This window comes from Amycolatopsis ultiminotia (assembly GCF_039536925.1).
In the GTDB taxonomy this organism is placed as follows: Bacteria; Actinomycetota; Actinomycetes; order Mycobacteriales; family Pseudonocardiaceae; genus Amycolatopsis; species Amycolatopsis ultiminotia.
In genome coordinates this window covers 90,358-104,369 of the sequence record NZ_BAAAZN010000022.1, presented here as the reverse complement: position 1 = coordinate 104,369, position 14,012 = coordinate 90,358, and the positions used below count along the sequence as shown (strand labels likewise).

The window sequence follows — 14,012 nt, the reverse complement described above, 5'->3', positions numbered from 1 at the left end:
GCGCCGCGTCGGTACCATCCGCGGCGTGACCACGCGCGCGCACCGGCTGGTGCTCTGGGACATCGACCACACCCTGGTGGACTACACCGGGGTCGGCAGCGGCTGGTACGCCTCCGCGCTCGCCACCGCGACCGGGACCGAACTGCACACGCAGCCCGAATACGGCGGCCGCACCGAACGGGCCATCAGCACCGACATCCTGGCCCTGCACGGGATCGAACCGGAGGAGGAGACGATCCAGCGGCTCTGGCGGGAGCTGATCGCGGTCGCCGACCGGGACGGCGCCACGCTGCACGAACAGGGCCGCGCCCTCGAGGGCGCCGCGGCCGCGCTCGCCGACTTCGGCGGCCACGACGGGATCGTGCAGACCCTCGTCACCGGCAACCTGCCGGAGATCTCGCGGTACAAACTCGCCGCGTTCGGGCTCGACGAGCATCTCGACCTGGCGATCGGCGGTTACGGTTCGCTGTCGGCGCACCGGCCCGATCTGGTACCGCACGCGGTCGCGGCCGCGGCGGCCAAGCACCGCACCTCGTTCGCCCCCGAGACGATCGTGGTCATCGGGGACACGCCCAACGACGTGCACGCCGCGCTGGACCACGGCGCGATCGCGGTCGCCGTGGCCACCGGTCACTTCACCGCAGCGCAGCTGGCGGACGCAGGCGCCCGCACCGTACTGCCCGATCTCGCCGACCTGGACGCAGTGCGCACCGCTGTGCTCGGCTGACCGCGGGGCGTCAACCCCTGCTCCGGGTACTCCCGGAGCAACCCTGACCGGTCGGCGGAGGCGTTTGCGCAGGTGAACGCGGGCGGCCTCAGCCGGCATCCGCCTGTAGTCGAGACTTTCGTCCGTCCGGGGTAGCACTCCCTTAGGGGGAGAAGTCGGTCTGTCGCCGGATGTCCTGCGGCGCGTGCCACGCCAGACTCAAGGTCATGACGACCGCAACGCCGGCGGCGGGGACCGCCGACGGTGCCGGTACTGGGGGACGCGGGCGGGCGGCCACGGCGGCGCTCGAGCGGTTCGCCGTGCTGTGGCACCGGCTTCCGTTCACCACCATTGTCGTGCTCGCGATCCTGGTCGCGGGCTTCGTGAGCGGCGCGCTGTGGCATGCCGCCGAACACCAGGGCGCGTTCACCTACTACGCCTACGGACTGCCGTCGATGGAGCACGGCCGCTGGTGGACGCTGGCGACCGGGCCGTTCTTCGCCCTGCGGCCGCTGTTCTACCTGCCGATGGCGGGCAGCTTCGCGCTGCTGGCCGGATTCGCCGAATGGCAGCTCGGCACCCGGCGCGCGATCGCGGTCACCGTCGGCGGCCAGGTGGTGTCCACCGTCGCCGCGCTGCAGTTCCTCGAGCTGTGCCGGCACTCCGGGTGGGAGTGGGCGGACCGGATCGCCGGCACCCTCGACGTCGGGTTCTCCGGTGGCGCGCTCGTGGCGGTCGCGGTGGCCAGCGCGACGCTGCGGCATCCGTGGCGGTTGCGGCTGCGCGTGCTGCTGTGCATGTACGCCGGGGTGGCGATCGTGTTCGTCGGCACGCTCGCCGATCTCGTGCACTTCTTCGCACTCGTGGTCGGACTGCCGCTCGGGCACCGGCTGGCCGGTCCGGTCCGCGCGACGGACGGCCGCAGGCTGAGCTTGCGTGAATGGCGTTTCCTCGGCTGTGCCGGGCTGGTGCTGCTCACCGTCGCCGAGCTGGTGATGTGGCTGCTGCCCGGCGACGGCCCGTTCGGCTCGGACGACGGGGTTTCCCTTTCCGGCGTGGAGATCCTGGTGCTGTGCGTGATCGTGGTGCCGTTGCTGAACGGGTTGCGCCGCGGATCGCGGTTCTCCTGGCGGTGTGCGGTCACGCTCGGCGTGCTGGCGGTTTCGCAGGCGCTGGTGGTCGGCGGCCTGGTCACCGTCGCCCGGCTGTTCCGGGCGGGCTACGACGGCCACGGACTCGCGCTGTTCTTCGTGGACAATCTCTTGTGGACAGTCGAACTGGTGCTGCTGATGACCGCACGGCAGGCGTTCCGCGTGCCGTCGCGGCGCCGGCGCCGCAAGCTGTTCCGGCCGGGTCCGGACCGGGCGTTCGCGCGGCTGCTGCTGGGCCGCAACGGCGGCAGCACCCTCTCGTGGATGACGACCTGGCCGCAGAACGCCTACTTCGTCGCCTCCGACGGCGCGTCCTACCTGGCTTACCAGAACCACGCCGGCGCGGCCATCGCACTCGGCGATCCGGTGGCCCCGGACGGTTCGGGTGCCCGCACGCTGCGGGAGTTCGCGACCATGTGCGAGAACAGCGGACTGGTGCCGTGCGTGTTCTCCGCGACCGCGGAAACCGTTGCGGTGACCAGGGATCTCGGCTGGCAGCACGTGCAGGTCGCCGAGGACACCCTGGTCGACCTCGAGCACCTGCAGTTCCGCGGCAAGGCGTGGCAGGACGTGCGCACGGCGCTGAACCGGGCGAAGAAGGACGGCATCGAATTCCGTCTCGTGCGCCTTGCCGAACAGCCGCAGTCGATCCGCGACCAGGTGTGCGAACTGTCCCGGCAGTGGGTCGGCGAGAAGGCCATGCCGGAAATGGGCTTCACGCTCGGCGGTGTGGACGAGGCAATGGATCCGGCGACCAGGGTAGGACTGGCGGTCGACGCCGAGGGGGTCGTGCACGGGGTGACTTCGTGGCTGCCGGTGCACACCGGCTCCGGCACCGTCGGCGGGTGGACGCTGGACGTGATGCGCAGGCGCGGCAACGGGTTCCGGCCGGTGATGGAGTTCCTGATCGCCTCCGCGTGCCTGTCCTTCCGGGAGGAGGGCGCCCGGTTCGTGTCGCTGTCCGGCGCGCCGCTGGTGCGCAGCTGCGAACGCACTGCGGGCCGTGCGGTGGACCGGCTGCTCGACAGGCTGAGCTCGCTGATGGAGCCGTACTACGGATTCCGCTCACTGCACGCGTTCAAGGCGAAGTTCCAGCCGCGGCACGAGCCGCTGTACCTGGCTTTCCGCGACGTGGCGGATCTGCCACGGATCGGCATCGCGCTGGGCCGGGCCTATCTGCCGGACGCCGGGCTGAAGGATTTCGCGAAACTCGCCCTGCGCCGTCAGCGTACGGTCGGCGGCGGGGTGGTCGTGGACCGGTCGGCCGCGGGCACGCCACGGTAGCTGCGCAGGATCCGGACCAGATCGTCGCGCGTCGCACTGCCCTCGTCGGCGTACACGGCGAGCACGACCGAACCGGAACCACCCGCGATCGCGACCGCGCCGACCAGTGCGCGCGGCGGCTGGCACGGGGCGGCACCGCTCGCGGTCACCTCGGCGACGACCAGCCGTCCCGGCGCGGTCTTTCCGGACAGCGAGATCGAAGCCTGCTCGACCGGGCCGAACGCGACCTTGGCGGCCGGGGAGTGCTCCGCGGTGTAGGCGTCCACGCCGACCTCGGTCACCGCCTGGCGCGCGGCGGCCTCGGCGTCGTGCTGGTCCCCGCTGGTCACCCCGGCGCCGCCGCGGGTCGCGGTGGCACTGCCGGGGCAGCTGCCCTTGCCGACGAACGCGCTGGTGGCCAGGTTGATCCCGGCGGAACCGGCGGTCGTGTCCCAGCCGTGCACGATCTGCGGCGACGGCGTCCACGACGGCGGCACGTCGTAGGCGTAGGAGCCGTCGCGGCTCGCCACGGACTGCCAGCCCGCCACCACCGGCGGCACCACAACGCGAGGATCGGGTTGGTAGGTCTCCGGACCGCGGGACACCGGCGTCGAGTGGTCCCGGGACGAATTCCCGAGGTGCGACAGACCGTAGCCGGCCCCGGCGACGACGACCGCCACCAGTACGACCACCGGACGGCTGCCGCGTCGTCGTGGCCCGGCAGCCCCGCCACCGGAGGGGCCGGCCGGGACCGGCGCACCGGCTCGCCCACCCGGGTCCGGCGAATCCGGCCCACCGGCGAACGAACCCGGCACGCGGGTGGAAGGGCTTGGCGCACCCGGGAAAGGGCCCGATGCACCGGCGGAAGGGCCTGGCGCACCGGGGAAAGCGCCCGGCACGGAGGTGGCGGGACCCGGTGCCGCGGCCGGTCTGCCGGACGGAGCCGAGACACCACCGTCGGACGGCCGGCCGGCGGTGCCCGGCGGGCCGAACGTGGCGCCGTCGGCGGGTTCGTAGCCGCCGAACCCGCTCAGCGCGGCGTTGTCCTGGTACCCGCCGTCCCGGTTGCGGCGGCGCCGGAAGAATCCCACTGCCGGATCAGGCGCGCACGAGCTTGACGAGGTGGCCGACCACCGAATCGAGCGCGATCTCCTCGCTTTCCCCGCTGCGCCGGTCCTTCACCTCGACGACGCCGTTGGCCAGCCCGCGGCCGACCACGAGGATCGTGGGCACCCCGACCAGTTCCGCGTCGGCGAACTTGACGCCGGGGGTGGCCTTGCGGTCGTCGAGCAGGACCTCGATCCCGGCCTCGTCCAGTTCGGCGGCGAGCTGCTCCGCGCCGGCGCGCACCGTGTCGTCCTTGCCCGCGATGACCACGTGCACGCCGAACGGCGCCACCTCACGCGGCCAGATCAGGCCGCGGCCGTCGTGGTTCTGCTCGGCGAGCACGGCGACCAGCCGGGAAACGCCGACACCGTAGGACCCCATGGTGATCCGGATCGGCTTGGCGTCCGGGCCGAGCGCGTCCACCTCGAACGCGTCGGTGTACTTGCGCCCGAGCTGGAAGATGTGCCCGATCTCGATACCGCGCGCGGCGACGAGCGTGCCGTGGCCGTCCGGCGAGGCGTCTCCCTCGCGCACTTCGGCCGCCTCGATCGTGCCGTCCGGGGTGAAGTCCCGGCCCGCCACCAGGTCGAGCACATGGTGGTCGGGCTGGTCCGCGCCGGTCAGCCACGCCGTGCCCTCGACCACGCGCGGGTCGACGAGGTAGCGGACCCCGTTCTCCTGCAACGCCTTCGGACCGATGTAACCCTTGGTGAGGAACGGGTTCTTCGCGAAGTCCGACTCCTCCAGCAGCGCGACCTCGGCGGGCTCCAGCGCCGCCTCGAGCCGTTTGAAGTCCACCTCGCGGTCGCCCGGCACGCCGATGCCGAGCAGCTCCCACTCCTTCGCACCCGGCCGGCGGGTCTTCACCATGACGTTCTTGAGCGTGTCCGCCGCGGTGAACTCGCGGCCGAGCCCGGCGGCGTTGAAGAACGCGACGAGCGTTTCGATGGTCGGTGTGTCCGGCGTGTGGTGCACCTGCGCGGCGGGCAGCCCGTCGAAGGGGCGCGCCGGGGGCGCAGGCGTGACCACGGCCTCGACGTTGGCCGCGTAACCGGACTCGGTGCTGCGCACGTAGGTGTCCTCGCCGGTCTCGGCGACCGCGAGGAATTCCTCCGAGGCCGACCCGCCCATCGCGCCCGATGTGGCGGCCACGACCACGTACTCCAGGCCGAGCCGGTCGAACAGCTTGATGTAGGCGCTCCGGTGCGCGTGGTACGAGCGGTCGAGACCCTCGTCGTCGAGGTCGAAGGAGTAGGAGTCCTTCATCACGAACTCGCGGCCACGCAGGATGCCCGCGCGGGGACGCGCTTCGTCGCGGTACTTGGTCTGGATCTGGTACAGCGTGACCGGAAAGTCCTTGTACGAGGTGTACTCGCCCTTCACGGTGAGCGCGAACAGCTCCTCGTGCGTGGGACCGAGCAGATAGTCGGCGCCCTTGCGGTCCTTGAGCCGGAACAGACTGTCGCCGTACTCGGTCCAGCGGTTGGTCGTCTCGTACGGTTCGCGCGGCAGCAGCGCGGGGAACTGGATCTCCTGCCCGCCGATCGCGGCCATCTCCTCGCGCACCACCTGCTCGACGCGGCGCAGCACCCGCAGCCCGAGCGGCAGCCACGAATAACCACCCGGGGCGACCCGGCGGACGTAGCCGGCGCGGACCAGCAGCCGGTGGCTGGGTACCTCGGCATCCGCCGGATCCTCGCGCAATGTGCGGAGGAACAACGACGACATCCTGGTGATCACTGCGGACTCCCTGCGCTGAGCGGTTTCGCACAGGGTAGTCAACCCCCGCACCACCACGCATGCGGGTTATCGCCGGACGCAGGTCGAAGCCGGTGACCGGCAACGGCGGACACCCCGCGGCACACGGTCCCGCAGCCGGATTTCCCGGCGGCTACGCTCCGGGGTGTGCTGGTGCTCCTCCCCCCTTCCGAGACGAAGGCCGACGGCGGCAAGGGCGCTCCGCTCGACCTCGGCGCGCTGTCCTTCCCCGAGCTGAACCCGGTGCGGGCCAAACTCGCCGACGCGCTGGTCGAGCTGGCCGGTGACGTCCCCGCGAGCCTGTCCGCACTCGGCATCTCGGCCCGCCAGAGCGACGAGGTCACCCGCAACGCCCGGCTCTGGACCTCCCCCACGATGCCCGCGCTGCGCCGCTACACCGGCGTCCTCTACGACGCGCTCGACGTGCCGAGCTTCACCCGCGCGGGACTCGCCAAGGCGCAGCAGCGGCTCGCGGTGACCTCCGCGCTGTTCGGGGTGGTCTCGGCGACCGACCCGATCCCCGCGTACCGGCTTTCCGGCGGCAACACGGTGCCGTCGCTGGGCACCGTGCGCGGATTGTGGAAGCCCGCACTGGAGCCCGTGTTGCGCGCCGTCGAAGGCCTCGTGGTCGACCTGCGTTCGGGCACCTACGCCGCGTTCGCGAAGCTGCGCCCGGACGCGGTCACCGTCCGCGTGGTCACCGAGGACGCGCACGGCAACCGCACCACGGTGAGCCACTTCAACAAGGCCTACAAGGGACGGCTGGCCGCGGTGCTCGCCACCAGCCGCAGCGAACCGTCCACTGTGGACCAGCTGGTGCGTGTGGCGGCCAAGGCGGGACTGAACGTGGCACGTACCGGCGAGCACGCCCTGGAGCTGCTCACCGGCGACTGACCCCCGTCGCTCAGGAGAACCGGGCCGGGGCGCACGGGGCGAGCAGGTCCGCGGGCACGTCCTCGCCGAGGACCAGGTCGGCGATCAGCTTCCCGGCGTACGGCGCCAGGGTCAGCCCCGCCGGGCCGAAACCGGTGGCCAGGAACAGCCCGGAGGCGACCTGCCCGAGCAGCGGCAGCGTGTCCGGGGTCGCCGGGCGGAAGCCGACCCTGGTTTCCGCGAGGCTCGCCTCGGCCAGCCCCGGTGCGACGCTCAGCGCGTGGTCCAGCACCTCCCGCTGCCCGGCCACGGTCACCCGGTGGTCGAAGCCGGCGCCGGTCTCCCGCGTCGCACCCGCCACGACCCGGCCACCCGGGAACGACAGCAGGTAGTGACTGGTCCGCGGCAGCACGACCGGCCATCCCGAGGTGTCGGTGCCGGGCAGGTCGAAGTGGCTGATCTGGCCCCGCTGTGGCTCGACCGGCACCGGCACGCCCAGCGGCCCGGCCACCCCGGCCGACCATGCCCCGGCGGCGAGCACGACCGCGTCGCCGGTCAATTCCTCGTCGCCCGCGCGCACGCGCAGCCCCGGCAGCAGCGAGGCCTCCGCATCGACGAACTGCACACCCTTGTCGATCGCCGCGGAGATCAGCGCCCGGCGCAGCACGCGCCCGTCGACGCGGCCGGCGCCGGACAGGTGCACCGCGGCGAGATCCGGGGCCAGCGGCGGGAACAGCTCTCGTGCCTGTGCCGGGTCGAGCCGCTGCACGACACCCGCCTCCGGCGCGTCCGCGATCCGCGTGGCGATCCGCTCCCTGGCCGCGGCGAGCTCGTCCTCCGCCGCCGACACCACCAGGCCACCGACCACCTCGTACGACGGCTCGTGCCCGAGTTCCCGCAGCTCGGCGGCAAGTTCCGGATAGTAGCGGCCGGCCGCGGCGGCGAGCGGGTAGCCGGCCTCGTCCCAGCGCGACGTCCACGGGCTGACGATCCCGGCACCCGCGTCGGTGGCCACCCCGGGCAGGTCCGCGTCCACCACCACGACGTCCGCTCCGCGCGAAGCCAGGTGGTAAGCAGTGGCAGCTCCGCCCATCCCGCTGCCGATCACGATCACACGCATGCCCCTCACCTTGCCCGTCCGGCACCGAAACGTCGACCGAGTACGGCCATTGCCGCGTTGTGCCCGGGAATCCCGCTGACCCCGCCGCCCCGCACCGCGCCGGCGCCGCACAGCAGCACGCGCTCGTGTGCGGTCTCGACGCCCCAGGTCCCGGCTTCCCCGTACGGCCAGGACAGGTCGCGGTGGAAGATGTGCCCGCGCGGCAACCCCAGTTCGGCTTCCAGATCCAGCGGAGTCTTCGCCTCCACGCACGGGTTCCCGTTCGCGTCACGCAGCAGGCAGCCCTCGATCGGTTCGGCGAGCACGCTGTCGAGCGACGCCAGCGTTGCCCGCAGCGCTTCGGCTCGCGCACGTTCGTTGTCCGCCTCGAAAAGCCGGGCCGGCAGGTGCAAGCCGAACAAGGTGAGCGTCTGCACGCCGGCTTCCCGTTCGGCGGGACCGAGAATCGAGGCGTCGGTCAACGAATGGCAGTAGATCTCGCACGGTGGCACCGCCGGAATCCGGCCGGCCGCAGCCTCCGCGTAGGCGGTTTCCAGCTGGGAGAACGACTCGTTCACGTGGAACGTGCCGCCGAACGCGTCACGCGGGTGCACTGCGCGGTCCCGCAATCGGGGCAGCCGCCGCAGCACCATGTTCACCTTGAGCTGGGCGCCTTCCGGTGCCTCCCCGGGTTCTTCGCCGAGCAGGCGGGCGAGCGTGCGCGGCGCGACGTTGGCCAGGACGTGCCCGCCGGCCACGACGCGTTCCGCACCGTCGTGCGTGTAGTGCACCTCGCCGTCCGGGGTCACCGAACGCACCTCGGCCCCGGTGGCCAGCGTTGCCCCGGCCCGGCGCGCGGCGTCCGCCAGCGCACCGGTGACCGCGCCCATCCCGCCGACCGGCACGTCCCAGTCCCCGGTGCCGTTGCCGATCAGGTGGTAGAGCAGGCACCGGTTCTGCCGCAGCTGTTCGTCGCCGGCGGCGGCGAAGGTGCCGATGAGCGCGTCGGTGAGCACCACCCCGCGGACAGTGTCGTCGGTGAACCACGTGCGCAGGGTTTCCCCGGCGGGGCGCTCGAAGAACATCTGCCACGCCTCGTCGTCGCCGATCCGCGCACGCAGTTCGGCACGGGTCGGCAGCGGCTCGGTGAGGCTGTCGAAAGTCGCCGCTGCCACGCGTCCGGCCCGTGCGTAGAACCGTTGCCAGGCTTCGAAATCCTTTGTGGACCCGGTGACCTCCCGGAAGGATTCCGCGGTGCGCGCTTCGTCCGCCGTGTCGACAAGGAGACCGGTGCTGCGCACCGGCGTGTAGGAGGACATCCGGCGGCGCTGCAGCCGGATGTCCAGTCCCAGATCCGCGACGATCCGCCGGGGCAGCAGGCTCACCAGGTACGAATACCGGGAGAGCCGCACGTCGACCCCGTCGAAGGCGCGGAACGACACCGCCGCTCCGCCGATCTCGTCCCGGCGTTCGAGCACCAGCACCGAGCGGCCCGCCCGCGCCAGGTAGCCGGCCGCGACCAGCCCGTTGTGCCCGCCGCCCACGATCACCGCGTCGTAATCCATGGCGCCGAGGCTAGCCATCGGCGGGTGCGCGACAAATCGGTTGCGTGCCGCCGGTGCGGGCGGCACGCTGTGCGGTGACCGGAGAAGGTGCCGAGGTGAGGAGGTGCGTCATGGAGATTGTCCGGGCGCTGACCTGCCCGCTTTCGCCCGCCCTGCCCGGCTAGCGCGCCGCTCGCCCGGTGGGGCACCCCGATCGAGGAGAACCCACCAGTGCGCTGGCACGACTACGAAGACTTTTCCGATTCCTTCGACGACCGTTCCGGCAGGCGATCCCGCCGCCGGTACGCCGACGGGCCCGCCCCCGCCCGGCGCGGGCGGCTGACCGAGGGCGAGCGCGTCCGGCTCGCCAAACTGCGCGAGGACGCCTACACCGAGACCGAACTCCCGGACGGTGCCGACCGCTGGACCACCTGGGACGACGCCGACCACGGACCGCATCCGCGGCCGGACTGGGTGATCACCGGCCTCGGCGCGCTCGACACCGACCTCGGCGTGCTCAAGACCGGCAAGGAGGCCGACGTCCATCTGGTGCGCCGCCACGTTCCCGGCTCGGACGGCGTGCTCCTCGCGGCCAAGCGGTACCGCTCGGACGAACACAAGCTGTTCCACCGCGACGCGGGCTACCTCGAAGGCAGGCGGTTGCGCCGGTCCCGCGAGATGCGCGCGATCGCGGGGCGGACCACGTTCGGCCGCAACCTGATCGCCGAACAGTGGGCGGCCGCCGAATTCGCCGCACTGAGCCGGTTGTGGACGATCGGTGCACCGGTGCCGTATCCGGTGCAGCGCCACGGCACCGAACTGCTGCTGGAATTCCTCGGCGAGCCGGACGGCACGGCCGCGCCCCGGCTGGCCCAGCTCCGCCCCGATCCCGGCGAACTGGCCGATCTGTGGGAACAGGCCACCGCGGCTTTGGAACTGCTGGCCACGCAAGGACTTGCGCACGGCGACCTGTCCGCCTACAACCTGCTGGTGCACGAAGACCACCTGATGGTGATCGACCTGCCGCAGGTCGTCGACCTGATCGCCAACCCCGGCGGGCGGGAGTTCCTCGCCAGGGACGTGGCGAATCTCGCCGGATGGTTCCACAGCCGCGGGCTGCCTGCGGACGTGACGGCCGCCGAGGATCTGGTGTCCCGGCTGACCCTCGCGGCCGGGATCGGCTGAACGGCAGACGGCGGCGTCGCGGACGTGGCACAGCACACACCTGCGACGCCGCCCACAACCGTGGACCTGGGTGCGAAAGCACCAGGGTCGCTCCGGTACAGTGGACAAAGACCGCAACGGCGGCGTGGATGAGTTGGTGTCCGTCGCCTCCACAGCCCACTGCAGGGCTCGCGGTGCATCAGAAGCAATTTCCATCGGTGTCCGGCGCCGCGGCGTCGTGCATCGGGTCCGTCCCTGTGAACGCCCACCGCACACCATCTTGCCCTGCCTGCGAGCGGGGAGCCCGGGCCTCCTTGCGACGTGCCACGTCCGAGAGGCATTTGTGACAGTCACGTTCAATTCCGGCCACTCCACCCGCTCCCCGCGAGCAGGCCGGCCCGATCGCGCACCGCGGCACCGTCAGAGCGGCGGCGACCTGCGCGACGACGCGGTGGAAACCCCGAAGGCCCAGACCTTCGCCGAGCTCGGCCTGCCCGAGGGGCTGCTGCGGGCACTGGCCGACGCGGGCATCGCCGCACCGTTCCCGATCCAGTCCGCGACCATCCCGGACGCGATGGCCGGCCGCGACGTGCTCGGCCGCGCGCAGACCGGATCCGGCAAGACCCTCGCGTTCGGCCTGGCCATGCTGGCCAGGCTCGACGGCGGCAAGGCCCGGCCGAAGCGCCCGCGCGCGCTGGTGCTCGTGCCGACCCGTGAGCTGGCCATGCAGGTGGCCGACTCGCTCACCCCGCTGGCCAAATCGCTCGGCCTGTGGTGCCGCACCGCGGTCGGCGGGATGTCCTTCTCCCGGCAGGCCGAGTCCCTCGCCCGCGGGGTCGACCTGCTGATCGCCACCCCCGGCCGGTTGTCCGACCACGTCCGCCAGGGCACCGCGTCGCTGGGCGACTGCAACTTCATCGCGCTCGACGAGGCCGACCAGATGGCCGACATGGGCTTCATGCCGCAGGTGCGCGAGATCATGGACCTGACCCCGCCGCGCGGACAGCGGCTGCTGTTCTCCGCGACGCTCGACGGCGATGTCGACAAGCTGGTCCGGCAGTACCTCGCCGACCCGGTCACGCACTCGGTCGCGCCGTCGACCGCGAGCGTCACCACCATGGACCACCACCTGTTCCAGGTGTCGCACTCGGACAAGCAGGACATCATCACCCGGATCGGTGCCCGTGACGGCCGCACGATCATGTTCGTGCGCACCAAGCACCACGTGGACCGGCTCACCGAGCGGCTGCGCGAGCAGGGCGTGCAGGCGGCCGCCCTGCACGGCGGCAAGACCCAGGGCCAGCGCAACCGGGTGCTGTCGGACTTCAAGGAGGGCCACGCCGCGGTGCTGGTCGCCACCGACGTCGCCGCGCGCGGCATCCACGTCGACAACATCTCGCTCGTGCTGCACGTGGACCCGCCCGCGGACCACAAGGACTACCTGCACCGCGCGGGCCGCACGGCGCGGGCCGGTGCCTCGGGCGTCGTGGTCACGCTGGTCACCCGTGACCAGCGGCGCACCGTCGCCCGGATGACCGACCGGGCGGGCGTGCGTGCGGAGAGCACGATGATCCGGCCGGAGGACGCCGACCTGTCGCGCATCACCGGTGCCCGCGAGCCGAGCGGCGAGCCGGTCGTGGAGCGGCGCCGCGAGTCGCCGCGCCGTGGCCGTGGCTTCGGTGACCGCGACGACCGCGGCGGCTACCGCGGTTCGCGCGACAACCGTGGCTCGTACGAGGGCAGGCGCGGCAACGACGAGGGTTACCGCGGTCAGGCCCCGAGGGAAGGCCGCGGCGGCTACCAGGGTTCCCGCGAAGGACGCCCCGGCTACGGTGGCCAGGGCTCGCGTGAGGGCCGGCCGGGTTACGGCGGCCGTGGACGCCAGCAGCGCTTCGGCGGCGGCTCCGGCCGCCCGCAGCGCCCGAGCCGCGGACCGCGGCGCGGATACGACGCCTGATCCGGAAAAACGGCCCCGCCTTCCGGCGGGGCCGTTTTTCGTTGCCACCACGACGGTTTCGCTGTGGCGGGTCGCACGTCCGCGGAGGTGGCCCGGATGCGACACTGCCAGGCGTGACCGCCTCGTCCTCGCTGCCGCCCGAAACCGTCTTCGACTGGCTCGACACCGAAGCCGCGAAGCGGGCGGAGGCGGGTCTCACGCGACGACTGCGTCCCCGTCCCGCGCAGCAGGACGAACTCGACCTGGCCGGCAACGACTACCTGGGCCTGGCCAGGGACAAGCGCGTGGCCGGAGCGGCCGCGGCGGCCGCACTGCGCTGGGGCGCCGGGTCCACCGGGTCCCGGCTGGTGACCGGATCGACCGAACTGCACGCGGAGCTGGAACACGAACTGGCCCGGTTCTGCGGGGCGCAGGCGGCACTCGTGTTCTCCTCCGGATTCGCGGCCAACCTGGGTGCGGTCACCGCACTGTCCGGCGCGGAATCCGCGATCGTCAGCGACAAGTACGTGCACGCGTCACTCATCGAGGGCTGCCGGCTTTCCCGGGCCGACGTGGCCGCGGTCGCGCACGCCACCCCGGACGCGGTCCGGCACGCGCTGTCCACGCGACGCAAACCGCGCGCCCTCGTGGTCACCGAGTCGGTCTTCTCCGTGGACGGCGACCTCGCCCCGATCGAGGAGCTGGCCGGGATCTGCCGCGAACACGGAGCCGCCCTGCTCATCGACGACGCACACGGGTTCGGGGTCCTCGGCGAAGGCGGCCGGGGCGCGGTGCACACGGCGGGCCTGTCCGCCGCCCCGGACGTGGTGACCACCCTGACGCTGTCGAAGGCACTCGGCGCGCAAGGCGGCGCCGTCGTGGGTCCGCGCCGGGTCATCCGGCATCTCGTGGAGACCGCACGCAGCTTCATCTTCGACACCGCCCTCGCACCCGCGAGCGCTGCCGCCGCGTTGACCGCGCTGAGCGTGCTCAAGTCCGAGCCAGGCCTGCCGGAGAAGGCGACCAACCACGCGGTGGACCTGTCGATGCAGCTGAAGGCGGCAGGCCTGCACACCACCTTGCCGGAAGCCGCCGTCACCTCGGTCCGCGCGCCGTCGCCGGAAGCCGCCGTCAGCTGGGCGGAAGCCTGTGCGGAACACGGAATCCGCGTCGCCTGCTTCCGCCCGCCCTCGGTACCGGACGGGGTTTCCCGGCTGCGCCTGACCGCCCGCGCCGACCTGACCGAGTCCGATGTGGAGCGCGCGGTGAAGGTCATCGCCGAAACCGCACCACCCGGCGCCACCGCCTGATCCGGACCCGCCCCGGCAACGTCGGCACGTCCGGCCGGTCCCGGCTCAACCGCCCGCGCCTCCACGGGCCGGTCCCGGCTCAACCACCCACCCGCGCCTCC

The 14,012-nt window shown here is 72.4% G+C and carries 10 protein-coding genes; 6 read left to right on the top strand and 4 right to left on the bottom strand.

Features of this window, described 5'->3' with window-relative positions:
- Nucleotides 1-25 precede the first annotated feature (25 nt).
- Entirely contained in the window at nt 26-727 is a 702-nt protein-coding gene (locus ABD793_RS36070) for an HAD family hydrolase (protein WP_344867885.1), read from the top strand.
- 206 nt (nt 728-933) lie between these two features.
- On the top strand, nt 934-3,141 hold the full coding sequence (locus ABD793_RS36065; protein ID WP_344867884.1) for a phosphatidylglycerol lysyltransferase domain-containing protein: 2,208 nt from the start codon (nt 934-936) through the stop codon (nt 3,139-3,141).
- On the opposite strand, the gene ABD793_RS36060 is transcribed toward ABD793_RS36065, so the two are convergent.
- A complete protein-coding gene (locus ABD793_RS36060; RefSeq protein WP_344867883.1) occupies nt 3,081-3,812 on the bottom strand; it encodes a DUF8017 domain-containing protein in 732 nt (243 codons plus the stop codon). The two genes, ABD793_RS36065 and ABD793_RS36060, sit on opposite strands and share 61 nt — an antisense overlap.
- Before the next feature lie 406 nt (nt 3,813-4,218).
- Nucleotides 4,219-5,967 carry a proline--tRNA ligase gene (locus ABD793_RS36055; protein ID WP_344867882.1) on the bottom strand — a complete coding sequence of 583 codons (1,749 nt, stop codon included), beginning with the start codon at nt 5,965-5,967 and terminating at the stop codon, nt 4,219-4,221.
- Between the two features lie 165 nt (nt 5,968-6,132).
- Between ABD793_RS36055 and yaaA the strand changes: the two genes are divergently transcribed.
- The gene (gene yaaA / locus ABD793_RS36050) at nt 6,133-6,879 is read left to right on the top strand and encodes a peroxide stress protein YaaA (protein WP_344867881.1); all 747 of its coding nucleotides are present in this window, start codon (nt 6,133-6,135) and stop codon (nt 6,877-6,879) included.
- 10 nt (nt 6,880-6,889) lie between these two features.
- Here yaaA and ABD793_RS36045 read toward each other — a convergent pair whose 3' ends face one another.
- Both ABD793_RS36045 and ABD793_RS36040 read right to left on the bottom strand, forming a co-directional pair.
- Nucleotides 6,890-7,978, bottom strand: coding sequence for an NAD(P)/FAD-dependent oxidoreductase (locus ABD793_RS36045; RefSeq protein WP_344867880.1), 1,089 nt, complete (start codon nt 7,976-7,978; stop codon nt 6,890-6,892).
- 5 nt (nt 7,979-7,983) lie between these two features.
- Nucleotides 7,984-9,522 carry a phytoene desaturase family protein gene (locus ABD793_RS36040; RefSeq protein WP_344867878.1) on the bottom strand — a complete coding sequence of 513 codons (1,539 nt, stop codon included), beginning with the start codon at nt 9,520-9,522 and terminating at the stop codon, nt 7,984-7,986.
- A 210-nt stretch (nt 9,523-9,732) separates the two neighbouring features.
- Here ABD793_RS36040 and ABD793_RS36035 point away from each other — a divergent pair, with 210 nt between their 5' ends.
- From ABD793_RS36035 to ABD793_RS36025, 3 genes are all read left to right on the top strand, one after another.
- Complete coding sequence (locus ABD793_RS36035; RefSeq protein WP_344867877.1) at nt 9,733-10,686, top strand: serine protein kinase RIO; 954 nt, start codon at nt 9,733-9,735, stop codon at nt 10,684-10,686.
- 322 nt (nt 10,687-11,008) lie between these two features.
- A complete protein-coding gene (locus ABD793_RS36030; RefSeq protein ID WP_344867876.1) occupies nt 11,009-12,622 on the top strand; it encodes a DEAD/DEAH box helicase in 1,614 nt (537 codons plus the stop codon).
- Between the two features lie 113 nt (nt 12,623-12,735).
- A complete protein-coding gene (locus ABD793_RS36025) occupies nt 12,736-13,911 on the top strand; it encodes an 8-amino-7-oxononanoate synthase (RefSeq protein WP_344867874.1) in 1,176 nt (391 codons plus the stop codon).
- The last annotated feature ends 101 nt before the right edge of the window (nt 13,912-14,012 follow it).

What these genes read in the sequence shown, in the direction of transcription:
- ABD793_RS36045 (WP_344867880.1), bottom strand. Translation starts at nt 7,978, where the DNA reads ATGCGTGTGATCGTGATCGGCAGCGGGATGGGCGGAGCTGCCACTGCT.
- ABD793_RS36040 (WP_344867878.1), bottom strand. Translation starts at nt 9,522, where the DNA reads ATGGATTACGACGCGGTGATCGTGGGCGGCGGGCACAACGGGCTGGTC.
- ABD793_RS36065 (WP_344867884.1), top strand. Translation starts at nt 934, where the DNA reads ATGACGACCGCAACGCCGGCGGCGGGGACCGCCGACGGTGCCGGTACT.